This window comes from Pseudomonas putida (genome assembly GCA_041879295.1).
In the GTDB taxonomy this organism is placed as follows: domain Bacteria; phylum Pseudomonadota; class Gammaproteobacteria; order Pseudomonadales; family Pseudomonadaceae; genus Aquipseudomonas; species Aquipseudomonas putida_Y.
In genome coordinates, this window is record CP047152.1 from 2,590,628 (window position 1) to 2,614,161 (window position 23,534).

A 23,534-nucleotide genomic window follows, 5' to 3' on the forward strand; every position below is an offset into this window, starting at 1 on the left:
TCGAATCCCTGGGCTGCTGCAGCTCAATCACTGCGGCGCAGGGGGCCAGGCCACATGCTACGCAACACACCGTCGCGGCGCACCCACGCGTGCATCAAGGCTGCACCCACATGCACCAGCACCGTGGCGAACAGCAGGTAGCCCGCCCAGCCATGGGCCTGGCGCAACACGGCATACAGTTGAAGGTTGTGGGGGGCAATGGCGGGCAAGCCGAGCGGGCGCGGGTAATCGCCGGCCGACAGCATGGCCCAGCCCAGCAGCGGCATGGCCAGCATCAGGCCATAGAGCAGCAGATGCGAGGCTCCGGCGGTCCAGCGCTGCAGTTTTGGCAGGTCGTTCGGCAGGGGCGGATGAGGTAGGGTCAGGCGCGCAGCAATGCGCAGCACCACCAGCACCAGCAGGGCCAGGCCGGTGGCCTTGTGCAGGCTGATCAGCACCGGGTGGCGTAGCGACAGGTCGGCGACCATGCTCACACCGATGAACAACATGGCCAGTATCAGCACGGCCATCAGCCAATGCAGCAAACGGGCAAAAGGGTGGAAGGCTTCAGGTTTCATGGCTTGGCTCCGGTGCTGAGCGATTCGCGGCTACGGCGGTTGAACGATTCCGAATAGGCGGCCGAGCGGGCGGCGAGGATCGGATCGGCCGATGCCTCTATACCGCGCGGCAGGATCAGCGGGTCGAAGTTGAGGTCGCGGCAGGCCCCTTGCTCGGGGGCGTCTACCTGTTCCAGCACCAGGGTGCCGGCGTCCACGCTACGCCGCTCGGTGGGCCACGGCCGGGCAGGGTCGTCCACGGCGTCGCCCGGTTCGGCCAGCACCAGACGCAGCTTCCAGCGCAACGGGCCTTGGGCAAGGCGTTGCTGCAAGTCGTGTTGCAGGAATTGCTTGTCATCAACCTGGGTGGGCAATGCCGCAAATGCAGTTTGTGGCTCAAGCTGCCAACGCACCGGGTGGGCCGCGCCAGCTGCGTCGATCAGGCGGAAGGCATTGATACTGTGGTATTGCGTGTTGGCGAAGCTGTCGCTGGGTTTGTAGCCCGCCGCCCATTGGCGAAACGCCGCGCTTTCCGGGTGGGCGGCAAAGAACGCCTGCAGCTTGCCAGGGTCCGGTTTGCCGGTAGCCGGGTCTGGTGTGCTCGCCAGTACTTGCTGGTAGAAAGCTTGCGGCGTGCTGACTGCCAGCACCGGTGGGTTGTTCATGCCCGTCCGCCAGACCTGACCGTCGTCGGTGCTTAGCTGAATCGCCAGGCTGCGAACGGGTATAGCGGTATCCGGGGCGAACGGGTTGGCACCGCCGATGGCAAAACGGCCCACCACCGGCACCCGTTGCTGGCTGAAGGCGCGCGCCGTGGACAGGTTGGCGGCCTGCCCGCTGGCCTGGAAGTAGCCGCTCACGCACAAGCCCTTGGCGTGGTTCTTGCGATAGCCGGGGTAATGCCCGGCCTGGGCTTCGAAGGTGTCGATGATGCGCTGTGGCGTCAGTCGGGGTTCGCCGAGCCAGCCGGCGGCATAGGCAAAGCCGGCACCTGCGGCCAGCATCACGCCGCCAATGGCGGCCAGGCGCAAGGCTTTGGCCGGGCCGTGCAAGGGTGTGTTCATGGTCATTGTCCGGTTCAGTGAAGGTGCCAGTACGACGGGGCAGGGAAAAAGTTATTCCCTCATCGGGAATAGAATTTGTTCAGAGGCGTCTGCCCTTTACACTGACAACCCCAGAGGCCGGTACCTGACCATGCACGATTTGGACGACCACCAGTGGCGCGAGCTGCTGGCCCGCCTGCGCCGCTTTGCCGTGTGGCTGACCCGCGAGCCGGGCAGCGCCGACGACCTGGTACAGGCGACGGTCGAGCGGGCCCTGAGCCGCCGCGACCAGCAGCGCGACGCCGATGCTCTGCGTGCCTGGCTGTTCACCATCCTTTATCGACAGTTCCTCGACGGTAAGCGCCGCGAGCGCTTGCATGCGCGCTGGCTGTCCTGGTTCGGCCGCAACGAGCGCGACGAAGAGCCGGCGGGTGACAACATCGAAGCCATCGTCCTGGCCCAGGCTGATCTGCAGGCCTTTGCCCGGCTGTCGGCGGAGCAGCGTGCCTTGTTGCTGCTGGTCAGCATCGAAGGCTTGAGTTACAAGGAGGCCGCCCAGGCTTTGGGCATCCCCATCGGCACTGTGATGTCGCGCCTTTCGCGCGCGCGCAATGCCTTGCGCGAACTGACCGAGGGCAACCCCCAGCCCCCGGCCTTGCGGAGACTGAAATGACGCGCCTTATCCCCAGCGATGATGAATTGCACGCTTACGTCGATGAGCGCCTGGAACCTGTGCGCCGGGCCGAGGTGCAGGCCTGGCTGGCGGCCAACCCGCAAGCTGCGGCACGGGTGGAAGGCTGGCGCGCCGATGCCCGGCGGCTGCGTGCAGCGCTGGCCGGATTGGGCGAAATGCCCGGTGCGGCGCAGTTGGACCTTGGCCAGTTGCGTCGGCAATTGCGCCAGCGTCGGCAGCGACGCTGGGCTGCGGCGGCGGTGGTGATGCTGGCGTTGGGTGTGGGGGGCTTGGGCGGCTGGCAAGTGCGCGATGCAACCCTTGCACGAGCCGACCTGCCCATGGCTGATGCTGTTCAGGCGCACCGTTTGTTCGCCGGCAGTGAAGCACTGGATATCCAGGCCAGTGATCCTGGGCAGCTGCGCGACTGGCTGGGGCGCCACTTCAGCCGGGTGGGCCAGTTACCGGACCTGGCCGGCTACGGCTTCAAGCCAGTGGGCGCGCGCTTGCTCAGCAACGAGCAAGGGCCGGCGGCGCTGCTGGTGTTCGAGGATGGCAAGGGCCAGCGCATCAGCCTGTTCCTGCGCTCGCCGGGCGACCTTTATCGGCGCATGCCGGACGGGCAACGGGTCGATGGCCAGTTGGAGGCGCGGTACTGGTCGCATGGGGCTTATAACTTTGCCTTGGTCAGCGCAGCGGACGATGTGCGTGGAGCGGGGGTGGGGGAGGCGTTGAGGCTGGGGTTGTAAGTGTGGGCCCAAGGTGTGCAACGAGGGCCCACCACCAGAATCAGCTCAGTTCCAGCCAGATCGGCGCATGGTCCGACGGCTTTTCCATCCCGCGCAGTTCATAGTCCACGCCCGCTGCCTTGATGCGCGGCACCAGCGGTTGCGAGGCCATGATCAGGTCGATGCGCAGGCCGCGCTTGGGCTCGTCCTCGAAGCCGCGGCTGCGGTAGTCGAACCAGCTGAAGCGGTCGGTCACGTCCGGGTACAGGTGGCGGAAGCTGTCTACCAATCCCCAGCCTTTCAAGCGTTCCATCCACTCGCGCTCTTCCGGCAGGAAGCTGCACTTGCCGGTCTTCAGCCAGCGTTTGGCGTTGTCCGGGCCGATGCCGATATCACAGTCTTGCGGCGAGATGTTCATGTCGCCCATCACCAGCACTGGGTGGTCGTTGCGGAACTGGCTTTCCAGCAGTGCCTGCAGGTCGCTGTAGAAGCGCTGCTTGGCCGGGAACTTGGTGGGGTGGTCGCGGCTTTCGCCCTGGGGGAAATAGCCGTTCATGATGGTGATCGGGCTGCCGTCGGCATCGGCGAAGGTACCCCAGATGAAGCGGCGCTGGGCATCCTCTTCGTCGGTGGCAAAGCCCTTGTGCAGGCTCAGCGGCGCCTGGCGCGACAGCAGGGCCACGCCGTAGTGGCCCTTCTGGCCGTGATAGTGCACGTGGTAACCCAGTGCCTGTACGTCGGCCAGCGGGAACTGATCGTCGCTGACCTTGGTTTCCTGCAGGCCGATCACGTCCGGCTGGTGCTTTTCAATCAGCGCCGCCAGCTGATGCGGGCGGGCCCGCAGGCCGTTGATGTTGAAACAGACGATCTTCATGGAAAGACAATCCCGGTAAAAGGCGCGATGCTAGCCGACATCGACCTGCATCACCAGCATGGCGGCCAGGCGAGCCTGCTGCTAACGTGCTGTTGGGGGTGAACGAAGCGCGCTGGGGCACCTCCAAGGCACTGAACGCCCATTCCAGGAGGTCTTTCCGCAATGCCCGAAACCACAGCCGCCCCGGCCCGTGTCTGCCTGCTCGACGATGGTTACAGCCGCGAGGCACGTTCGCTGCTGTACAACGCCTACCGCCACGAGCCCACCTTCGCCTATATCTTCGAAGCCCAGCGCCCGGGGTATGAGCGGCGCCTGCGGGTGATGGTGCGCGAATGGGTGCGCCAGCACTTCTACCTGCAACTGCCCGCCATCGGCCTGTTGGTCGAGGACCGCCTGATTGCCCTGGCCCTGATCGTGCCGCCGCTGCGCCGGCTGGGCGTGGCTGACAGCTGGGCTTGGCGCCTGCGCATGATGCTGGGGACCGGCCTGCGCTGTACGCGGCGCTACATGGATTACCAGGCCGCGTTGGCCGCCTGCCTGCCCACTGACCAGGTGCATGTGCTGCCGTTGTTGGGTGTGCATCCGCAATTCCAGGGCAAGCACTACGGCGAGCAATTGTTACAAGCTGTGCACAACTGGTGCGCGGAGGACCCGGGTACCCAAGGGGTGGTGCTGGACACCGGTAACGAGCACTACCTGGCTTTTTACCAGCGCCAGGGTTATGAGGAAATTGGTGAGGTAGCTGTAGGACCGATCCGAGAGAGGGTGTTCTTTCATCCTAATCCAGTCTCTTCAAAACCCGCTTTTGCCTGAACAGGCCGCCAGGCGGCTCCCTTGAGCGCCTGGCTCTGGTAGCATGCGCCGCATGACGTATTCAGGAAGATTGACCTGGGGCCTGGTTTTCTGGGTTGCCAGTTTCGCAGCATGGGGCCAGAGCGAGTTGTTGGTGAAGGTGAAGCCGGCCAACAAGGCGCTCAAGGCCAATGTCGAAGGCTATATAGGCACATTGGGTGACCGCGACGAAGAAGCACTTTTGCGCTTCAGTCGCGGGGCAGAGGAGCAGGCGCGCAAAGCGGCGCAGGCACTCGGCTACTATCAGGCGCAGATCGTTACCGAGGTCAAGCCCGCCAGCGACGCAGACCATCCCCCACAACTGATCATCAGCATCAACCCGGGCGAACCGATTCGCCTGCGCAACGTGACCGTGCGCATCGAGGGCCCGGCCAGCGAAATGAAAGCCTTCCGTGTGCCTGACAGCAAGGCGCTGCGTGCGGGTGAACAGCTCAATCACGGCCATTACGAGGATGCCAAGCGGTTGATCCAGAACCAGGCGTCGCGCTATGGCTTCTTCAGTGGGCGCTTCAGTAGCCAGCGCCTGGCCGTCGACCCGCAAGCCGGTGTGGCCGATATCGACCTGGTCTATCAGAGTGGCCCACGTTATCGCCTGGGCGCCGTCACGTTCGGTGGCGACACGCCGCTGGACGAGGACCTGCTGCAGCGTATGGTTTCGTTCCAGCCGGGCACCCCTTACGACTCGGAACTGATCGCAGAACTGAACAACGACCTGCAATCGAGCGGCTATTTCGAAGGCGTGCGTGTTGATGCGGCGCCCACTGCTGCTGTGGGCGAAGACATCCCGGTGGATGTTCACCTGGAAACCCGTAAACCTCGCACCATGGGCCTTGGCCTGGGCTTCTCGACCGACGTCGGGCCGCGTGGCAAGGCCAACTGGACCCGCCACTGGGTCAACCCGCAAGGCCACAGCTATGGCTGGGAAACCGAATTGTCGGCACCGCGCCAGAACGTCGGCCTGTGGTACGACATTCCGCTCGACCCGCCGCTGACCGACAAGCTGCGCTTTGCCGGTGGCTACCAGAATGAGGAGCTTGCCGGCACCGACTCGCTCAGCAAGCTGTTGACAGTCGGCCCCGAGTGGCACAGCAAGCTGCCCAGTGGCTGGCAGCGGGTGATTTCGCTCAAGTACCAACGCGAAGAATATCGCCTGGGTGACGACTCCGGTTTGAGCAACCTGCTGATGCCGGGCGTCAGCTATTCCTTCCTGCGCAGTGACAACCGCATCGATCCGCACAACGGCTATCGCCTGCAGTTCGATGTTCAAGTCGCCAAGGAAGGGCTGGTTTCCGACACCAACCTGCTACACGGCAACGTATTGCTCAAAGGCCTGACCACGCTCGGCCACAACCACCGCTTTCTCGGGCGCGTACAGTTTGGCGGCAGTGCGACCAATGGCTTCAAGAACAACATTCCGCCGTCGCTGCGGTTCTTCGCGGGTGGCGACCAGAGTGTGCGCGGTTATGACTACCAGACCCTGTCGCCGAAGAACAGCGACGGTGACCGTATTGGTGGGCGCTATCTGGTGGCAGGCAGTGTCGAGTACCAGTATTCGCTGACCGAAAAATGGCGGGTCGCGACGTTCGTCGACCAAGGCAACTCGTTCAACGACCTGGAGCTTCCCAGCCTCAAGACCGGTGTCGGCTTTGGTGTGCGCTGGGTATCGCCGGTCGGGCCGCTGCGCCTGGACCTGGCCAAGGCGCTGGATGACGAAGGGGGCATTCGCCTGCACTTTTCCATGGGGCCCGAGCTGTGAAACGCGTGATCAAACATATTTCACTGGGCCTGCTTGGGGTCGTCGCGAGCGTGGGCCTGGTGCTCGGCTTGCTGCTGGGTACCCAGGCTGGCAGCCGCTGGGCACTGGGCAAGGTGCCTGGGCTTGAAGTGGCCGACTTCCAGGGGCGCCTGGCGGGCAGTTGGCAGGCCAGCCGGCTGAGCTGGGCCGACGCCGGCAGCAAGGTAGAGTTACAAGCGCCGTTGCTGGCCTGGTCGCCGGCTTGTTTGCTGCGCGCTACCTTGTGCATTGACCGGTTGCAGGCAGACCGCATTGACATGGCCTTTGCGCCAAGCACCGAACCGGCCGAGAGCGGTCCGCTGCAATTGCCGACGCTGCGGTTGCCGGTGGCCATCGAACTGGGCGAGGTCAAGGTCGGGCAGTTGCGCCTGGATGGCAGTGACCTGCTTGGCGACTTGCAACTGGCTGCGCACTGGACCCACAGCGGGATACGCATCGACAGCCTGCGGCTGCTGCGCGACGACCTGCAATTGAGCCTGCAGGGTGACCTGCAACCCGAAGGCGACTGGCCGGTGCAATTGCAGGCGCAGTTGCAGTTGCCTGCGGTAGACGAAAAACCCTGGCAACTGGCGCTGACGGCCAATGGCCAATTGCAGAAGACGTTGGAACTCGCCGGCACCAGCAGTGGTTACCTCGATGCCACATTGAGTGGGCAGTTGCAGGCATTGGCCGAGCACCTGCCGGCGACCTTGAGCATCCGCTCCGAGGCGTTCAAACCGGCTGGTGCGTTGCCTGACACCTTGCAATTGAACGCGCTCGAGCTCGATGCCAAGGGTGATCTGCTCGATGGCTATCAACTGTCTGGCAGGGCCAGCCTGCCGGCCGAGCAGTCACCCATCGCCTTGGTCCTGTCTGGCCTGGTCGACAGTAAAGGGGCCAGGCTCGATGCCCTCGACCTGACTGCCAGCGACAGCCAACGGGTCAAGCTGCAAGCCACGGCTGACTGGCAGCAAGGCCTGAGCGCCGATGCGCAGCTGGACTGGCAGGACTTCCCGTGGTTGCGCCTGTATCCACTGGAAACACCCCCCGAGGTCACGCTCAAGCGCTTCAATACCCAAGTGCATTATCGCGATGGCAATTACCAGGGCACCTTCATGGGTGACCTGGATGGCCCGGCGGGAGCATTCAGCATAACCAGCCCGTTCGAAGGTGACCTCACCCAGGTGAAACTGCCACAGTTGGCGCTGACCGCCGGCCAGGGCAAGGCAGCCGGGAGTGTCGCCTTACGTTTTGCCGACACCCTGGCCTGGGAGGTCGACCTGCAGCTGTCCGCGCTCGACCCGGCCTATTGGCTGGCCGAACTGCCCGGTACCTTGGCGGGGCCACTGCGCAGCAAAGGCGAACTGAAAGGCGATGCGCTTACCCTCGACGCCCAGCTTGACCTCAAAGGCCGCCTGCGTGGCCAGCCAGCCATGCTCAAGGCCGAGGCCCAAGGGGCAGGGCAGAGCTGGACCCTGGGCGCACTGGCTATCCAGCTGGGTGACAACCGCATCAACGGCAGTGGCAGCCTGCAACAGCGCCTGGCGGGGCGAATCGACCTCGACCTGCCGCGCCTGGGCCAGCTGTGGCCAAGGTTGCAAGGCCGGGTCAAGGGTCGGCTGGATGTCGCCGGCACCTTGCAGGCCCCGCAAGGTACGCTGAGCCTGCAGGGCCAGCGCTTGGCCCAGGCCGAAAACCGTCTGCAGCAGCTGGACCTGGATGCGCGCCTGGACAGCGCCCAGCGCGGTGTAGTCGAGCTCAAGGCAACCGGTATCCACCTGGGTGACACAGCCTTGGGCACGTTGCAGGCCAACGGCAAAGGCGACATTCGCCAGCAGGCCTTGACCCTGGCGCTGGACGGCCCGCAGCTCAAGCTCGACCTTGGCCTGGATGGCCAGTTGAACAAAGGTGACTGGCGCGGGCGCCTGGCCACGGGCCGAATCCAGGCCGGTGGCCAGGACTGGCAGTTGCAGGCGCCTGCACGCCTGCAGCGGCTGGCCAGCGGCCAGCTCGACTTCGGGGCCCACTGCTGGCGCTCCGGCCAGGCAAGCCTGTGTGGCGATGATCAGCGGCTCGCCCCCGAACCGCGCCTGCGCTACCACCTCAAGCAGTTCCCGCTGGGCAGCCTGGCCCAGTGGCTGCCGAAGGACTTTGCCTGGCAAGGCCTGCTCAATGCCGATATCAACCTGGACATCCCGGCCAGCGGCCCCAAGGGCACTGTCGTTGTCGATGCCAGTGGCGGCACCCTGCGCGTGCGCGACAAAGGCCGCTGGATCGATTTCCCTTATCAGGCCCTGCGCCTGGACAGCACGCTGGCACCGCGGCGCATCGATACGCGCCTGGCGTTTCGCGGTGAGCGCCTGGGTGAGCTGAACGTCAACGCCCGGCTCGATCCGCTGGGCAAGAACAAACCGTTGTCGGGTGATTTCCGCCTGGCCGGGCTGGACTTGTCGGTGGCCCGTCCGTTCGTGCCCATGGTCGAACGCCTGGCCGGGCAGCTCAATGGCAGTGGTCGGCTTTCAGGCACCTTGCTGGCACCACAGGTAAACGGCAACCTGATGCTCAGCGGTGGCGAAGTCAGTGGTGCCGAGCTGCCGGCCAGCCTTCAGGACCTGTCATTGCAGGCGCTGATTGCCGGCGAGCAGGTGCAGCTCAACGGCAATTGGCGCAGTGGCGAGGCGGGACGTGGCCAGTTGAGCGGCAACCTCACCTGGGGGCAGGCACTGGGCATGGACGTGCGTCTGCAAGGTCAGCAACTGCCGGTCGCGGTCGAGCCCTACGCCACACTGGAAGTTGCCCCGGACCTGACGTTGCGCCTGATCGATGACAAGCTGGCGGTGACCGGCAAGGTGCAGGTGCCCAAGGGCAAGATCACTGTGCGTGAGCTGCCGCCGTCCACGGTCAAGGTGTCGGATGACACGGTAATCGTCGGTCACCAGACCGAGGAAGGCAAACCACCCATGGCAATGGCCATGGACATCGATGTCGAAGTGGGCCGCGAAAAGCTGTCATTCAGCGGCTTCGGGCTTACCGCCAACCTGCTTGGCCATGTGCACATCGGCGATAACCTCGATACCCGTGGTGAACTGAGCCTGGCGGACGGCCGCTACCGTGCCTACGGCCAGCGCCTCACCATACGGCGGGCGCGACTGCTGTTCGCCGGACCGATCGACCAGCCGTACCTGGACATCGAAGCGATCCGCAAGGTTGACGATGTGATAGCCGGTATCCGCCTGAGTGGCAGCGCCGAACAGCCGACGACCAAAGTGTTCTCGGAGCCGGCCATGAGCCAGGAGCAGGCGCTTTCGTACCTGGTATTGGGGCGGCCATTGGGCAATACCGGTGAAGATAACAACATGCTCGCCGAGGCAGCGCTGGGCCTGGGCCTTGCCGGGAGCGCCGGCATCACCGGCAGCCTGGCGTCGAGCCTGGGAATTGACGACTTTCAACTGGATACCGAAGGTTCCGGCAACAGCACCAGCGTGGTCGCCAGCGGTAACATCACCGAGAAGCTGAGCCTTCGTTACGGGGTGGGGGTGTTCGAGCCGGCCAACACGATCGCGTTGCGCTACAAGCTAAGCAAGAAGGTCTACCTCGAGGCCGCCAGTGGGCTGGCAAGCTCACTGGACATCTTCTACAAACGCGACTTCTAAGCCCGCAGCGTGGCGGCCATCAACGGACGGTGGCCGCCTCGATGAACTCGTTGGTGTCGGGTGAGGGTGGTGGAGTGGTGGCGCGTACCGGAACGATCAGGTTGGTGTATTCCTCGATCAACCGGTTCAGAGCCTCTGGCGGTTCGCTTGCCTGGAACTGCATGCGGATCTGCACTTCGTCCGGGTCTCGGTTTTCGCCCTGACGGCCTTGGCCGCCAATGGTGACCTTGAAGCTTGCGGTCTTGCTCTCGCTTGCGGTCAGCAGTGCCTGCTGCGCCTCGGTGCCTTTGACCCTTACCGACAGGTCGACCTGCATGCGCTCCAGGGCCAGGCCTTTCGGTGACACCAGCGCAAACAAGGGGACGCGCATGATGTGCTGCCCATCCATGGCCACCTCGACCATCTTGGCTTTCATGGGGGCGCCCAGTGCTTCAGTGTCGCATTCGAAAAACTGGTCAAACAGGTTGATGTACTGCTGGGCAATCAAGCTATTGGTGGCACTGGCGGCTTCTTGCAGGCCACGGGTAATTTCACGCAGGTCAATGGAGGTCATGGGGGCGGGGGGCTTTTGCAACGATTCGACTCCTCAGGCCAGGGTGTGCCCCTCCCAAAACCGGCAGGAGGGGCAATCGGGTCAAGCGCCAGCGGTTTACGGGGTCGGCAGGTTTGCAGGCGCAGGTCGTTTCAAGGTATCCGCCTGGGAGATTTCGTCCGGGCATTCCAGTTCGGCGGTTCGGACAACGGTTGGCTTGGTTGCGGCGTCAGTGAGGAACTCGATTACCCTCATCATCGCTTCGGGCGGTTCCTGACGTTTCAGGGTCGTGTTGAAGGCATAGCGGGCGCGGGTATCTGTTTTGCGGGTTTGCGTGGATTTGTGGCTCACGCTGCCTTTCACGTTCAGCCTGAACGGCCCCCATCCCAGTGAGCCGGTAGCTTCTGCATTCATGTCCTTGCTGGAAACATCTTCCGACATCTGGTTGATAACCAGCTCGAACTCTACATTACCCTCTTCGATGGAAATGTTCGGGTGGGTAATGGCCGCCATCAGCGGCACTTTCATGGTCTTGCTGACCACGCCTTTGTATTCGCCCTGTTCGTCGACGATGGTTTCGTCGTAGTCGAACTGGATGGCGACTGCCTTGCCATCCTGAACGCATACCTGCATCAGGAAGTCGGCGTACGATTTGCTGGCGGTTACCTGCGCCTGGACCATGGCCTGCAAGGGACCGGCGATCATGCGGTCCATCGGCAGGGCATTGATCACGGAGCCTATAAGGCTGTTATCTAACGACATATCGAGAAGCTCACTCTAGTGGGGTAAGTCAGCCGCAAATAGCAGCCAAGGTGTTCGGGCGTCAGCGCGTGCAAAGCTCCTGGCGCCGGATGTTGCCGATCTGCCGCAGGCTCAGGCCGTACTTGTTGGCCAGCAGGCTGCGGGACAAACCGTTGGCGCTTTCCTTCTGGATCTGCTGGTTGCGCAGCTGACGCAGAAAGTGGTCAGCCTTGGGGATCTCCAGGGCGACCCCGGCAAAGCGCTTGATCAGTGCGTCGAGCGCTTCGGCCGGCAGCACGTCAGCGAGCTTGGTGCGCTCGCGGTGCTTGGGGATGTACTTGGGCCTGCCACCGTAGGCGCAGGTCAGTTGGTAGGCGTTTTCGATGCCTATACAGTCGATCAGGGCCTGCAGCGAGTGGGGCAGTTGGCTGATATCGATCTGGCTCAAATCTGGCTTTTGCATATGGCGCTCCTTCGGGGTAGATGGGATGTGCGACCCGATCACCCGCGGCGTTATGTCGAAGGTGTGAGCAAATTCTGTGCGACAGCCGAGGCGCGTCGCTAGGCGGCATAGGGGTTGGGGGTTGTAGTTTCGGTGAACAGGATTTGCAGGCAGCGATATCTGGCGCTGTAGGAAATGGCGTCGACATCTGTCTGTGCCGCCTGGTTTCCTGTCGGGTCACTCGCAATGACGCGCAGTGGGTGCGGTACCCCTCAATCGCACGGGTAGCTGCTCAGCAAGCTGGCGCTACCCAGATAGGCTTGAGGGGTGGCGCGCATGCCCGTTGGCAGCGTGCGCCAATCGACCAGCAGGCACAGCGCGTGCAATGGCTGGCCGTTGCGCTGGCCGATGACCTGGTCGGCAAAGTGGCGGCGGTACAGTACCTGGGTCTGACGCAGTGGCTGTGCCTGGTCGGCCTGTGCCAGTGTCAGTCGGGCCAGGTCGGGCAAGCGGGTAGTGGGCACGCTGAAATGTACCGGTGCAGCATCGGGCTGCAGGTAGCCGGCCTGGCGTACGCGCTGCCACAGTTGTTGCCATTGGCTGGCACCGGCATGGGTGGCCAACTCGCGGCCCAGTTCGAGCAGGTGTTCGGCCGGCGTCTGCTGGGTGTCCAGTGCATGAAGGGAGAGCGGGGTCAGTAACAGCGATGCGAACAACAGGGGTTTGTACATGGTGCCTCCGGCGTGGGTGCTAGGAAGCCCCATGCTTTCAGGCTGACGTCACCCCACCCAGCAGGAAATCCAGCGCCGGGGGCGGTGACCGTTGTATCATTGCGCGGCTCGTTGCGAGCCATTTGCCCCTGATGTTGCAAGGAACATTCGATGACACATGTGCAGCGCCTCAAATATTCACTTCTGATCATCCTGGTGGTACTGGGCCTGATGCTGGGCCTGTCCCACCTGCAGAAGCAGGGCACGATCAGTGAGCAGACCTTCCAGATGCTGGCCATCGCCATTGCCGTGGTGGTCGTGGTTATCAACGGCATTCTGCGGCGCAAGGTCAAGCCCTGATCTGCGCGGGCCGGCCAGGCATGGCCGGCCATTCGCTCAGCGCGAGGGTGTTTGCTCCAGTACGGCGCGCGCCTGGGGGTTGAGCCTGTAACATTTGTCGCTACCCAGTTGTATGACACCTTCGGTGCACAGGCGCTTGAGCACTTCGCGCACACTGAGGAACGACAGCGGGATATCCAGTTGTTCCAGTTGTGCGTGCACCCCGCGCACGCCAATACTGCGGCCATTGCGGTCGGCGGCGTGCAAGGCGTCGATAACCTTGAGGCGGATCAGGCTGGTGCGCAGGCCGAAGGTGCGTAACAGCTCGCGGATCTGTTCGTTGCCGATTCGTTCTTCAGCAAATACGTCCTGTCCCTTGGACGCTTTGCCTGGCGCGCGCCCGGCCTGGATCGAGGTTTGCGGGTTGTGCATGCGAATGCTCCTTTTCGTGGACGAACCCGAAATGTGGGTGGCTCACTTACTAGGACGAATGAGAACGCAAAAACTGCAACCCATTCGTGAAAAAAATGCCTGTTTCTCATCAAGACGTTCCATCGCCTTGTAATACGTAAAATATTCATCTGGCCATTCGTCTGATCGGGATGACCCCCGAACCCGAGGAGTGCCCGTGTTTCCATTTTGCCGTCCCATGACTTGCGCCGGCCTGGCCGCTGCCCTGGTGGCCTTCAGCGTCGGTGTGCAGGCGCAGCCCGCGCCAGCCGACGCCAGTGCCCAGATCCGTTACACCCGTTACGGCGTACCGCATATCGTGGCCAAGGATGAGCGTGGCCTGGGCTATGGCGTCGGCTATGCCTACGCCCAGGACAACCTGTGCCTGCTCGCCAATGAAGTGCTGACCGTAAGCGGCGAGCGCTCACGCTATTTCGGCGCCAAGGGCAAGACCCTGGAGCAGCGTGACAACCTGACCAGCGACCTGTTCTTCACCTGGCTCAATAGCCCAGCGGCGGTCGATGCCTTCCTGCAGGCGCAACCCGCGCCGGTGCAGGCGTTGCTGGCGGGTTATGCCAGCGGCTACAACCGGGCGTTGGCCGAACGCCGTCGTCAAGGGCTGCCCGCCGAGTGTGGCGATGGTGAGTGGGTGCGGCCCATCAGCAGCCAGGATCTGGTCAAACTGACCCGCCGTTTACTGGCCGAGGGCGGTGTCGGGCAGTTCGTCGAGGCGTTGGCGGGGGCGCAACCGCCAACGCTGACCAGCCAGCAATCGTCAGCGGGCTTTGCCGCCGCTTTGGCGCGTCAGGCGCGGTTCGCCGCAGAGCGCGGCAGCAATGCAGTGGCAGTAGGCGCACAGCGTTCAGCCAATGGCCGCGGCCTGTTGCTGGCCAACCCGCACTTCCCGTGGATGGGCGGCATGCGCTTCTACCAGATGCAACTGACCATTCCTGGCCAGCTCGATGTGATGGGCGCGGCGCTACCGGGCCTGCCGGTGGTCAACATTGGTTTCAACCAACACCTGGCGTGGACGCACACCGTCGACACTTCCAAGCACTTCACGCTTTATCGCCTGCAACTCGACCCCAAAGACCCGACGCGCTATATGCTTGATGGCAAGTCGCTGCCGATGGCCCGGCAAACCCTCCGTGTTGCGGTCAAGGGCGCGGATGGCCGCCTGAGCCAGATTGAGCGGCCGGTCTACAGTTCGCAGTTCGGCCCGGTGGTGCAATGGCCAGGTCGCCTGGACTGGGATGCGCGGGCGGCCTACAGCGTGCGAGACGCCAACCTTGAGAATTCGCGGGTGTTGCAGCAGTGGTACCAGATCAACCGAGCCGACAACCTGGCGGCATTGAGGGGATCGGTCGAGCAGTTGCAGGGTATCCCATGGGTCAACACGCTGGCGGTGGACGAAGGGGGGCGGGCCTTGTACCTGAACCAGTCGGTGGTGCCCTACGTCGACCAGCACTTGCTGGATGCTTGCAGCAACCCGCAGGCGCAAGGGCAGCTGGTGGTGCTGGATGGCTCGCGCAGTGCATGCCAGTGGAAAGTTGACGCGCAGGCGGCGCAACCGGGCATCTTCCCGGCGCGGCTGCTGCCAAGCCTGGAGCGAGACGACTTCGTGCAGAACTCCAACGACCCGGCCTGGATGGCCAACCCGGCGCAGCCGCTGACCGGCTACTCACCACTGGTCAGCCGCAATGACCAGCCACTGGGTATGCGTGGCCGCTTTGCCTTGCAGCGCCTGCAGGGCAAAGCCCGGTTAGGAGTAGATGAACTGCAGCGCATGGTCACCGATGACGAGGTGTACCTGGCCAGCCTGGTGTTGCCAGACCTGCTGCAATGGTGCAAAGGTGCCAGCGCAGATGTGCAGGCCGTGTGCAGCAGCCTTGCCGCCTGGAACGGCAAGGCCGACCTCGACAGTGGTATGGGCCTGGTGCACTTCCAGAACCTGTTCAGTGCGCTGGCCGAGCACCCGGAAAGCTGGCGAGTGGCATTCAACCCGGCCGACCCGCAACACACCCCGCGCGGCCTGGCTGTCGAGCAGGCGGTAGTGAGCAGGCGGGTACATCAGGCAGCACTGGCGTCGCTCAAGCAGGTCAGTGAAAGTGGCGTTGCCGGAGAGGCACGGTGGGGGCAGGTGCAACAGTCCCTTGATGGCACGCCGGTACCGGGCGGCCCGCAGGCGCTAGGGGTGTACAACGCGATCTACAGCGTGCCGCACGGGCAGGGCAAGCGGCTGGTGGTGAGTGGCACCAGCTACCTGCAACTGGTCAGCTTTACTGACAAGGGGCCAGAAGCCCGTGGCCTGCTGGCGTTTTCCCAGTCGAGTGAGAAGGCTTCGGCGCATGCCAGTGACCAGACCAAGGCATTTGCGGCCAAGCAATTGGCGGTGATTCCGTTTACCGAGGCGCAGATCAAGGCAGACCCGGAGTATCGGGAAGTGGTGATCAGTGAGCGGGACAAGGGGGCAGTTGCGCAGCAGTAAGGCATGCTGGCCTCTTCGCGGGCAAGCCCGCTCCTACAGGGGCCTGTGGGAGCGGGCTTGCCCGCGAAAGGGCCGGCCGTGTAACGTCAGGAAAACTCGAACGGCGCCAGCTGAAAGCCCTGCTCGTCAACCTGCAAGGCCCAACCGCGGCGGTCCCAGTCGCCCAGCACGATGCGCCGGGCCGGCTGGCCGTCGACCATCAGCTTGTGAATCGCTGGCCGATGGGTATGGCCGTGCACCAAGGTGCGCACGCCATGCGCCGCCATCACCTTGGGGACTTCTTCTGGCGTGACGTCGACGATTTCGGTGGACTTCATCCGCACTTGCGTGCGGCTTTCGCTGCGCAGCTTGCGTGCCAGCTTGTAGCGGGCCGACAGCGGCAGGTGGCGCAGGATCCACAAGCTCAGCGGATTGCGCAGCAGGCGGCGCATCTTTATGTAGCCCAGGTCGCGGGTGCACAGGGTGTCGCCATGCATCAGCAGCACCTGCTCACCACCCAGCTCGATCACGCTGGGGTCGTTCAACAGCGTGCAGCCCGCAGCTTCGCAAAAGGCCTGGCCAATCAGGAAGTCACGGTTGCCATGCATCAGGTAGATGGCCGTGCCACTGTCGCTCAGCCGGCGCATGGCCTGGCAGATCGACTGCTGGAAGGGCGTCATGGCATCGTCGCCAATCCACGCTTCGAAGAAGTCACCAAGGATGTACAGGGCCTTGGCGTGGCGGGCGCGGCCATCGAGCAGATCAAGAAACGCCCGGGAAATATCCGGGCGTTCTTCTTGCAGGTGCAGATCAGAGATCAGCAGAATCACTCAATGATCTCGGCTTTCTCGATGATCACGTCGTCTGCCGGTACGTCCTGGTGGCCAGCTTTGGAACCGGTGGCGACCTTTTCGATGGCGTCGACCACTTCACGGCCTTCGATCACTTCGCCGAATACGGCGTAGCCCCAGCCTTGCACGTTCTTGCCGCTGTGGTTGAGGAAGTCGTTGTCGGAGGCGTTGATGAAGAACTGCGCCGAGGCAGAGTGCGGCTCCATGGTGCGGGCCATGGCGATGCTGTACTTCTTGTTCTTCAGGCCGTTGTCGGCTTCGTTCTGGATGCTGGCGCGGGTTTTCTTCTGGTTCATGCCGGCTTCGAAGCCGCCGCCCTGAATCATGAAGCCTTTGATCACACGGTGGAATACGGTGCCATTGTAGTGGCCGTCCTTGACGTACTGAACGAAGTTTTCGGTAGTCAGCGGCGCTTTCTCGGCGTCCAGTTGCAGGACGATGTCGCCGTGGTTGGTGGTCAGTTTGACTTTGGACATGCTGAAACTCGCTCTTTCAAGGCAATCAGAAATAGGGTGCGCAGGGCGCGGGTTATCACCAGACGCAGGATCAGGCGATCGCGACACATGGCGCGCACCGGCCATTTTGCCAGGCTGCGGCAAAAAGCCGTGATAAATCACATCAGTTTGTCCGGGCGCGGCTGTCAGCAGCTTGACTGCTTCGGCTATGATAGGCCCTTTGATTCAATCGGCCTACCCAGGCTGGACACACGCATTCAAGGATCCTATGAGCAAGCCCACTGCCGACAACGCGCCCAACGCCGCTGCCAAAGGCGCCCCCGCTGTCCCTGCGAACTTCCTGCGGCCGATCATCCAGGCCGACCTGGACTCGGGCAAGCACAGCAGCATCGTCACCCGTTTCCCGCCGGAGCCCAATGGTTACCTGCACATCGGCCACGCCAAGTCGATCTGCGTCAACTTCGGCCTGGCCAAGGAGTTCGGCGGCGTCTGCCACCTGCGTTTCGACGATACCAACCCGGCCAAGGAAGACCAGGAGTACATCGACGCCATCCAGAGCGATGTCAAATGGCTGGGCTTCGAGTGGGGCGGCGACGTGCGCTATGCCTCCGACTACTTCGACCAGTTGCACGACTGGGCGGTCGAGTTGATCAAGCGTGGCAAGGCCTATGTCTGCGACCTCACCCCTGAGCAAGCCAAGGAATACCGCGGCAACCTCAAGGAGCCGGGCAAGAACAGCCCGTTCCGCGAGCGCAGCGTGGAAGAAAACCTCGACCTGTTCGCCCGCATGAAGGCCGGCGAGTTCAAGGACGGCGAGCGCGTGCTGCGGGCCAAGATCGACATGGCCTCGCCAAACATGAACCTGCGCGACCCTATCCTGTACCGCATTCGCCATGCCCACCACCACCAGACCGGCGACAAGTGGTGCATCTACCCCAACTACGACTTTACCCACGGCCAGTCGGACGCCATCGAGGGCATTACCCACTCGATCTGCACCCTGGAGTTCGAAGGGCATCGTCCGCTGTACGACTGGTTCCTCGACAACCTGCCGGTGCCGGCACACCCGCGCCAGTACGAGTTCAGCCGCCTGAACCTGAACTACACCATCACCTCCAAGCGCAAGCTCAAGCAGCTTGTGGACGAGAAGCATGTCGACGCCTGGGACGACCCACGCATGTCGACCCTGTCCGGCTTCCGTCGCCGTGGCTACACGCCGGCTTCGATCCGCAACTTCTGCGAAATGATCGGCACCAACCGTTCCGACGGTGTGGTCGACATGTCGATGCTCGAGTTCAGCATCCGTGACGACCTGGACCGCACCGCGCCACGCGCCATGTGCGTGCTGCGCCCGCTGAAAGTGGTCATCACCAACTACCCGGAAGGCCAGGTCGAGCAGCTTGAGCTGCCACGTCACCCGAAGGAAGACATGGGCGTGCGTGTGCTGCCGTTTTCCCGCGAGCTGTACATCGACCGCGACGACTTCATGGAAGAACCGCCCAAGGGCTACAAGCGCCTGGAACCGGCCGGTGAAGTGCGCCTGCGCGGCAGCTACGTGATTCGTGTTGACGAGGCGGTCAAGGACGCAGACGGCAATATCGTCGAACTGCGTTGCTCGTACGACCCGGACACCCTGGGCAAGAACCCTGAAGGCCGCAAGGTCAAGGGCGTGATCCACTGGGTGCCGGCCGAGGGCAGCGTCGAGTGCGAAGTGCGCCTGTACGACCGCCTGTTCCGCTCGCCGAACCCGGAAAAGACCGAGGAGGGCGGCAGCTTCCTGGACAACATCAACCCTGCTTCGCTGCAAGTGCTCAGCGGTTGCCGTGCCGAGCCGTCGCTGGCCCAGGCGCAGCCCGAGGACCGCTTCCAGTTCGAGCGCGAAGGCTACTTCTGCGCCGACCTGAAAGACAGCCAGCCGGGTCGCCCGGTGTTCAACCGCACTGTCACCCTGCGTGACTCCTGGGGCAGCTGAGGAACCGCCGTGCTTACCATCTACAACACCCTGAGCAAAACCAAGGAAGTCTTCAAGCCGCTGGATGGCAACAAGGTGCGCATGTACGTGTGCGGCATGACCGTATACGACTACTGCCACCTGGGCCATGGCCGCAGCATGGTGGCCTTCGACCTGGTCACCCGCTGGCTGCGCAAGAGTGGCTATGAGCTGACCTACGTGCGCAACATCACTGACATCGATGACAAGATCATCAACCGGGCCAACGAGAACGGCGAAAGTTTCGACGCCCTGACCGCCCGCATGATCGACGCGATGCACGAAGACGAACGCCGCCTGAACATCCTGCCGCCAGACCAGGAACCGCGTGCCACCGACCATATCGCCGGCATGCACGCGATGATCCAGACCCTGATCGACAAGGGGTACGCCTACGCGCCAGGCAATGGCGACGTGTACTACCGGGTCGGCAAGTTCGTCGGTTACGGCAAGCTGTCGCGCAAGAAGATCGAAGACCTGCGTATCGGTGCACGCATCGAGGTCGACGAAGCCAAGCAGGACCCGCTCGACTTCGTCCTGTGGAAGGGCGTCAAGCCGGGCGAGCCGAGCTGGGAATCGCCATGGGGCCCGGGTCGCCCAGGCTGGCACATCGAGTGCTCGGTGATGTCCACCTGCTGCCTGGGCGAGAGCTTCGACATTCACGGCGGCGGCAGCGACCTGGAGTTCCCGCACCACGAGAACGAGATTGCCCAGAGCGAGGCGGCCACTGGCAAGCAGTACGCCAACGCCTGGATGCATTGCGGCATGATCCGTATCAACGGCGAGAAGATGTCCAAGTCGTTGAACAACTTCTTCACCATCCGCGACGTGCTCGAGAAGTACCACCCGGAGGTGGTGCGCTACCTGCTGGTGGCCAGCCACTACCGCAGCGCGATCAACTACTCGGAAGACAGCCTGCGGGATGCCAAGGGCGCACTGGAGCGCTTCTACCACGCCCTGCGCGGCCTGCCACGGGTGGCGGCCAAGGGTGGCGAAGCCTTTGTCGAGCGCTTCAGCGTGGCGATGAACGACGACTTCGGCACCCCCGAAGCCTGTGCCGTTCTGTTCGACCTGGTGCGCGAGATCAACCGCCTGCGTGACAGCGACCCGGAAGCGGCTGCCGGTCTGGCCGGTCGACTGCGTGAACTGGGGGATGTGCTGGGTGTGCTGCAGCTGGAGGCCGATGACTTCCTGCGTGCCGGTGCCGAAGGCAAGGTCGATGCGGCTGAAGTCGAGGGCTTGATCCAGGCGCGCCTGCAGGCACGTGCGGACAAGAACTGGGCCGAGTCCGACCGCATTCGCGATCAGCTGACCGCCATGGGTGTAGTGCTGGAAGACAGCAAGGGCACGACTACCTGGCGTCTGGCTGACTGAAGTAACTGGGGCTGCGATGCAGCCCTTCGCGGGCACGCCCGCTCCCACAGGGATTGCGCACACTTGAAATGTCGCGCCAACCTGTGGGAGCGGGCGTGCCCGCGAAGGGCCGCAAAGCGGCCCCTGCTTCTATTTAGTTAGACCCGCAAGCGGGCAGTGCAGTACCAGCCTGGCCCCACCCAATTCGCTCTCGCCAATCTCCAGCCCGAACCCATGCAGGTCGACGATCGCCGCCACGATCGACAGCCCCAGCCCGAAGCCGGCATGGCGGTGGCCTTCATCGCTGCGATAGAACCGTTTCAGTACAGCCGTTCGCTCTGCTTCGGGAATTCCAGGCCCGCTATCCTCGATCGCCATGTGCACGCCGTTGTCATCCTGCGTGGCGGCAATGCGCACACGACCCCCCTCGGGTGTGAACTTGATCGCGTTGCCCACCAGATTCGCCAAGGCCTCGAACAGCAGTTCGCGATCGCCGTGCAGTGCCGGTAGCTGCGCAGGTTGGTGCAATTGCAGGTGAATGCCGCCATCCTCGGCCAACGGCAGGTAAAAATCGTGCAGTTCTACCAGCAGTTCGTGCGGGTCAAGCTGGACGAAGCCGGCACGGCGCTGGCGGTCTTCCAGCTCGCTGATGCGCAACAACCCGCGAAAACGCGCCATCAAGGTGTCGGTTTCGCCGATGGCCTGGTCCAGTGCTTCGGCTTGCGCAGAATCCACGGCGCTTTGCTGGCGAATACGGTACAGCTGGGCGCGCAGGCGGGTCAGCGGTGTGCGCAGGTCATGGGCAATGTTGTCGCACACACCCTTGACCTCGTGCATCAGTCGTTCGATACGGTCGAGCATGGCATTGACGATCGCCGCAAGCATGTCCAGCTCGTCACGGCGGGCCGACAGAGGCAGGCGGTGGGTCAGGTCGCCGGCGACGATCAGTTCGGCCTGGGCCTGGATCGCACGTATACGCTTGAGCGGCCTGCGCCTTAGCAGGTACCAACCGGCAAAACCCGGGATCAGAGTCAGCGAGATGCCCCAGAGCAGGGCGTGCAGGATGATTCGGGTAACCACGAACAGCGAGCCGTTGTCACGCACCAGCACCAGCCACCGGCCATCCTGTACCTTGATTGCCACCGCGTCGCAGCTGTCGCGAGGCATGCGAGGGTCATCGGCATCCAGGCAGCGTTTCAACTCATGGATCTTGCCGTCCAGCCTGAGCTCTGGGGGCAAGGCCCGCACGCTGCCGCCAATCGGGTTGAGCTGGGGGTCGAACAGGCCGTAGGCGTCAAAGCTGCGCTCCTCGAAGGCCTGGCTGGCAATCAGGGCATCGTCCAGCTGCTTGCCGCTCATGTGTGCGAACAGGTGCTGGCGCTGCAGCATGGAGTGACGGGTGAGTTTGCTCAGGTAGCTGGACACTTCGAAATACAGCACCCCCATGAGGATGCTGCTCCAGGCCACGAACAGAAAGCTGTAGAGTGCCAGCAGGCGGCTGGTAGAGGAGCTCCAGCCCTTAGACGGGTTCAGCAATGGCATAGCCGGAGCCCCGTACCGTACGGATCAGCGGCGACTGGCCGGGGGAGTCGATCTTCTTGCGCAGGCGGCCGATGTGCACGTCGATCAGGTTGGTGCCCGGGTCGAAGTGATAGCCCCAGACTTCCTCGAAAATCATCATCCGTGTGATCACCTGGCCACTGTGGCGCATCAGGTACTCCAGCAGCTTGTACTCGGTGGGCAGCAGGTTGAGGGTATTGTCACCGCGGCGCGCCTCGTGGCTGATCAGGTCCAGCTGCAGGTCGGCAACCTGCAAGCGGGTCTGGGTCATGGGCACGCTGTTGCGGCGCAGCAATACCTCGACTCGCGCGGCCATTTCGTCGGAGGCGAACGGCTTGGTCAGGTAGTCGTCTCCGCCGGCACGCAGGCCGCGCACCCGCTCATCGACGTCGGAGAGGGCGCTGATCATCAGGATCGGCGTAGCGATCTTGAGGTTGCGCAGGGTAGTGACGATGGTCAGGCCGTCGACCTCGGGCAGCATACGGTCCAGGGTGATCAGGTCGTAGCCGCCGGCAATGGCCTTGGCCAGGCCTTCACGGCCATTGTCGGCCCAATCCACCTCCAGGCCGTGGCTGGTAAGTTCGGCGACGATTTCCTGGCCGGTGACGGCGTCGTCTTCGATGGTCAGTACGCGAGGCATGCTGGTTCCCGGGCATCTAATGGAGATTTGATTGTGCCAAAGAATAGACAACCGGCGATTTAAGAAAAATTCATCTAGCGTGCGCCAATGCCTTCGGCATGCATGATCTGCGCGATGATTGGCACCGGTGTCATCAGGTGTGAACGCATCATGGCACTGGCGCGTTTGGCATCACGGGCGAGGATCACCTCGACCAGTGCCGCATGCTCCTGGCGCTTTAGTGCCAGCGCCTGTTCGGAAAACACAGTCTGCGTCAGCCACAGGTGGCGGTAGCGCTCGGCCTGGTCGAACAGGTAGGTGCGTGCCTGCAGCAGGTGCTTGGAGCCGCAGCCCGAGGCAATGGCAGTATGGAACGCCTTGTGCCGCTCGTCCCACACATCCAGCCGCTGCTCGCGGGTTTTCACTTCCACCACCTTGGCCAGGGTATGCGAGTGGGCCAGCACCGACGCCTCCCAGGCGTCGTCGCCGCGCTCGATGGCCAGGGCAATGATCATCGCTTCCAGGTTGGCGCGGGCGTCGTAGATGTCGTTCATCTCATCCAGCGACATGGGCGCTACCCGGTAGCCTTTCTGGCTGATCGCGTTGACCAGGTGCTCGGCCACCAGTTGCGACAGCGCTTCGCGCAGCGGGCCCACACCCAGGTCGTAGCGTTCCTTGAGGGCGCTCATCAGCAATTTTTCACCGGGCTTGAACACCCCGCGGATGATGTCCTGTTTGAGCCTCTCATACCCGCTGAATGCTGAGTTTTGTCGGGGGGCGAGCGCTTCCAAGATCCTGTTCCTCAAAACGTTTTGCCGATCATACCGAAACCCTCTGCCCACGAAAAACAATGGACAAAAGCAAGCAGTGTCGCCGAAACATAAAAATGTAG

The 23,534-nt window shown here is 63.2% G+C and carries 22 protein-coding genes; 9 read left to right on the forward strand and 13 right to left on the reverse strand.

Annotated features, from left to right (window positions below; translation table 11 throughout):
- Window positions 1-23: 23 nt before the first annotated feature.
- Together GST84_11735 and GST84_11740 are read right to left on the reverse strand one after the other, a co-directional pair.
- Window positions 24-557, reverse strand: a complete 534-nt coding sequence (locus GST84_11735; protein ID XGB13003.1) for a cytochrome b — start codon at window positions 555-557, stop codon at window positions 24-26.
- Window positions 554-1,606, reverse strand: a complete 1,053-nt coding sequence (locus GST84_11740; protein ID XGB13004.1) for a catalase — start codon at window positions 1,604-1,606, stop codon at window positions 554-556. Before GST84_11740 ends, GST84_11735 begins: the two co-directional genes overlap by 4 nt.
- 124 nt (window positions 1,607-1,730) lie before the next feature.
- On the opposite strand from GST84_11740, the gene GST84_11745 reads away from it, so the two are divergent.
- Complete coding sequence (locus GST84_11745) at window positions 1,731-2,252, forward strand: sigma-70 family RNA polymerase sigma factor (GenBank protein ID XGB13005.1); 522 nt, start codon at window positions 1,731-1,733, stop codon at window positions 2,250-2,252.
- Window positions 2,249-3,001 (forward strand): anti-sigma factor, encoded by a 753-nt coding sequence (locus tag GST84_11750; GenBank protein ID XGB13006.1) that lies wholly within the window; start codon window positions 2,249-2,251, stop codon window positions 2,999-3,001. The genes GST84_11745 and GST84_11750 overlap by 4 nt, the downstream gene beginning before the upstream one ends.
- A gap of 40 nt (window positions 3,002-3,041) precedes the next feature.
- On the opposite strand, the gene xthA is transcribed toward GST84_11750, so the two are convergent.
- Window positions 3,042-3,854, reverse strand: coding sequence for an exodeoxyribonuclease III (gene xthA / locus GST84_11755; protein ID XGB13007.1), 813 nt, complete (start codon window positions 3,852-3,854; stop codon window positions 3,042-3,044).
- A 162-nt stretch (window positions 3,855-4,016) separates the two neighbouring features.
- Here xthA and GST84_11760 point away from each other — a divergent pair, with 162 nt between their 5' ends.
- The 3 genes from GST84_11760 to GST84_11770 are packed head-to-tail and all read left to right on the forward strand — an operon-like array spanning window position 4,017 to window position 10,133.
- Window positions 4,017-4,667: a GNAT family N-acetyltransferase gene (locus GST84_11760; protein ID XGB13008.1), complete on the forward strand. Its 651-nt coding sequence runs from the start codon at window positions 4,017-4,019 to the stop codon at window positions 4,665-4,667.
- A 52-nt stretch (window positions 4,668-4,719) separates the two neighbouring features.
- The gene (locus GST84_11765) at window positions 4,720-6,462 is read left to right on the forward strand and encodes a BamA/TamA family outer membrane protein (GenBank protein ID XGB15753.1); all 1,743 of its coding nucleotides are present in this window, start codon (window positions 4,720-4,722) and stop codon (window positions 6,460-6,462) included.
- Window positions 6,459-10,133, forward strand: a complete 3,675-nt coding sequence (locus GST84_11770) for a translocation/assembly module TamB (GenBank protein XGB13009.1) — start codon at window positions 6,459-6,461, stop codon at window positions 10,131-10,133. Before GST84_11765 ends, GST84_11770 begins: the two co-directional genes overlap by 4 nt.
- A gap of 19 nt (window positions 10,134-10,152) precedes the next feature.
- Here the strand turns inward: GST84_11770 and GST84_11775 are convergent, their stop codons facing one another.
- The 4 genes from GST84_11775 to GST84_11790 all read right to left on the reverse strand — a co-directional run bounded on the left by GST84_11775 (window position 10,153) and on the right by GST84_11790 (window position 12,579).
- Window positions 10,153-10,707 (reverse strand): DUF2589 domain-containing protein, encoded by a 555-nt coding sequence (locus tag GST84_11775; protein ID XGB13010.1) that lies wholly within the window; start codon window positions 10,705-10,707, stop codon window positions 10,153-10,155.
- 75 nt (window positions 10,708-10,782) lie between these two features.
- Window positions 10,783-11,427, reverse strand: coding sequence for a DUF2589 domain-containing protein (locus GST84_11780; protein XGB13011.1), 645 nt, complete (start codon window positions 11,425-11,427; stop codon window positions 10,783-10,785).
- A gap of 61 nt (window positions 11,428-11,488) precedes the next feature.
- Complete coding sequence (locus GST84_11785) at window positions 11,489-11,869, reverse strand: transcriptional regulator (protein XGB13012.1); 381 nt, start codon at window positions 11,867-11,869, stop codon at window positions 11,489-11,491.
- A 251-nt stretch (window positions 11,870-12,120) separates the two neighbouring features.
- A complete protein-coding gene (locus tag GST84_11790; GenBank protein ID XGB13013.1) occupies window positions 12,121-12,579 on the reverse strand; it encodes a hypothetical protein in 459 nt (152 codons plus the stop codon).
- A gap of 150 nt (window positions 12,580-12,729) precedes the next feature.
- On the opposite strand from GST84_11790, the gene GST84_11795 reads away from it, so the two are divergent.
- Window positions 12,730-12,918 carry a hypothetical protein gene (locus GST84_11795; GenBank protein XGB13014.1) on the forward strand — a complete coding sequence of 63 codons (189 nt, stop codon included), beginning with the start codon at window positions 12,730-12,732 and terminating at the stop codon, window positions 12,916-12,918.
- A gap of 36 nt (window positions 12,919-12,954) precedes the next feature.
- On the opposite strand, the gene GST84_11800 is transcribed toward GST84_11795, so the two are convergent.
- Window positions 12,955-13,329 (reverse strand): fe2+ zn2+ uptake regulation protein, encoded by a 375-nt coding sequence (locus GST84_11800; GenBank protein XGB13015.1) that lies wholly within the window; start codon window positions 13,327-13,329, stop codon window positions 12,955-12,957.
- 196 nt (window positions 13,330-13,525) lie between these two features.
- Between GST84_11800 and GST84_11805 the strand changes: the two genes are divergently transcribed.
- Entirely contained in the window at window positions 13,526-15,835 is a 2,310-nt protein-coding gene (locus GST84_11805) for an acylase (GenBank protein ID XGB13016.1), read from the forward strand.
- 86 nt (window positions 15,836-15,921) lie between these two features.
- On the opposite strand, the gene GST84_11810 is transcribed toward GST84_11805, so the two are convergent.
- Window positions 15,922-16,644, reverse strand: a complete 723-nt coding sequence (locus GST84_11810; GenBank protein XGB13017.1) for a UDP-2,3-diacylglucosamine diphosphatase — start codon at window positions 16,642-16,644, stop codon at window positions 15,922-15,924.
- The gene (locus tag GST84_11815) at window positions 16,641-17,141 is read right to left on the reverse strand and encodes a peptidyl-prolyl cis-trans isomerase (protein ID XGB13018.1); all 501 of its coding nucleotides are present in this window, start codon (window positions 17,139-17,141) and stop codon (window positions 16,641-16,643) included. The genes GST84_11810 and GST84_11815 overlap by 4 nt, the downstream gene beginning before the upstream one ends.
- 247 nt (window positions 17,142-17,388) lie before the next feature.
- On the opposite strand from GST84_11815, the gene GST84_11820 reads away from it, so the two are divergent.
- Both GST84_11820 and GST84_11825 read left to right on the forward strand, forming a co-directional pair.
- Window positions 17,389-19,092, forward strand: a complete 1,704-nt coding sequence (locus tag GST84_11820; GenBank protein XGB13019.1) for a glutamine--tRNA ligase/YqeY domain fusion protein — start codon at window positions 17,389-17,391, stop codon at window positions 19,090-19,092.
- Window positions 19,093-19,101: 9 nt separating this feature from the next.
- Window positions 19,102-20,484 (forward strand): cysteine--tRNA ligase, encoded by a 1,383-nt coding sequence (locus tag GST84_11825; GenBank protein XGB13020.1) that lies wholly within the window; start codon window positions 19,102-19,104, stop codon window positions 20,482-20,484.
- A gap of 129 nt (window positions 20,485-20,613) precedes the next feature.
- Here GST84_11825 and GST84_11830 read toward each other — a convergent pair whose 3' ends face one another.
- From GST84_11830 to csiR, 3 genes are all read right to left on the reverse strand, one after another.
- The gene (locus tag GST84_11830) at window positions 20,614-22,005 is read right to left on the reverse strand and encodes a HAMP domain-containing protein (GenBank protein ID XGB13021.1); all 1,392 of its coding nucleotides are present in this window, start codon (window positions 22,003-22,005) and stop codon (window positions 20,614-20,616) included.
- Window positions 21,983-22,663, reverse strand: a complete 681-nt coding sequence (locus GST84_11835) for a response regulator (protein ID XGB13022.1) — start codon at window positions 22,661-22,663, stop codon at window positions 21,983-21,985. Before GST84_11835 ends, GST84_11830 begins: the two co-directional genes overlap by 23 nt.
- 74 nt (window positions 22,664-22,737) lie before the next feature.
- Window positions 22,738-23,433, reverse strand: coding sequence for a DNA-binding transcriptional regulator CsiR (csiR, locus tag GST84_11840; protein ID XGB13023.1), 696 nt, complete (start codon window positions 23,431-23,433; stop codon window positions 22,738-22,740).
- Window positions 23,434-23,534 lie beyond the last annotated feature (101 nt).

Coding starts and splice junctions, on each gene's coding strand:
- GST84_11735 (XGB13003.1), bottom strand. CDS start 557: ATGAAACCTGAAGCCTTCCACCCTTTTGCCCGTTTGCTGCATTGGCTG.
- GST84_11740 (XGB13004.1), bottom strand. CDS start 1,606: ATGACCATGAACACACCCTTGCACGGCCCGGCCAAAGCCTTGCGCCTG.
- GST84_11745 (XGB13005.1), top strand. CDS start 1,731: ATGCACGATTTGGACGACCACCAGTGGCGCGAGCTGCTGGCCCGCCTG.
- GST84_11750 (XGB13006.1), top strand. CDS start 2,249: ATGACGCGCCTTATCCCCAGCGATGATGAATTGCACGCTTACGTCGAT.
- xthA (XGB13007.1), bottom strand. CDS start 3,854: ATGAAGATCGTCTGTTTCAACATCAACGGCCTGCGGGCCCGCCCGCAT.
- GST84_11760 (XGB13008.1), top strand. CDS start 4,017: ATGCCCGAAACCACAGCCGCCCCGGCCCGTGTCTGCCTGCTCGACGAT.
- GST84_11765 (XGB15753.1), top strand. CDS start 4,720: ATGACGTATTCAGGAAGATTGACCTGGGGCCTGGTTTTCTGGGTTGCC.
- GST84_11780 (XGB13011.1), bottom strand. CDS start 11,427: ATGTCGTTAGATAACAGCCTTATAGGCTCCGTGATCAATGCCCTGCCG.
- GST84_11785 (XGB13012.1), bottom strand. CDS start 11,869: ATGCAAAAGCCAGATTTGAGCCAGATCGATATCAGCCAACTGCCCCAC.
- GST84_11790 (XGB13013.1), bottom strand. CDS start 12,579: ATGTACAAACCCCTGTTGTTCGCATCGCTGTTACTGACCCCGCTCTCC.
- GST84_11795 (XGB13014.1), top strand. CDS start 12,730: ATGACACATGTGCAGCGCCTCAAATATTCACTTCTGATCATCCTGGTG.
- GST84_11800 (XGB13015.1), bottom strand. CDS start 13,329: ATGCACAACCCGCAAACCTCGATCCAGGCCGGGCGCGCGCCAGGCAAA.
- GST84_11815 (XGB13018.1), bottom strand. CDS start 17,141: ATGTCCAAAGTCAAACTGACCACCAACCACGGCGACATCGTCCTGCAA.
- GST84_11820 (XGB13019.1), top strand. CDS start 17,389: ATGAGCAAGCCCACTGCCGACAACGCGCCCAACGCCGCTGCCAAAGGC.
- GST84_11830 (XGB13021.1), bottom strand. CDS start 22,005: ATGCCATTGCTGAACCCGTCTAAGGGCTGGAGCTCCTCTACCAGCCGC.
- GST84_11835 (XGB13022.1), bottom strand. CDS start 22,663: ATGCCTCGCGTACTGACCATCGAAGACGACGCCGTCACCGGCCAGGAA.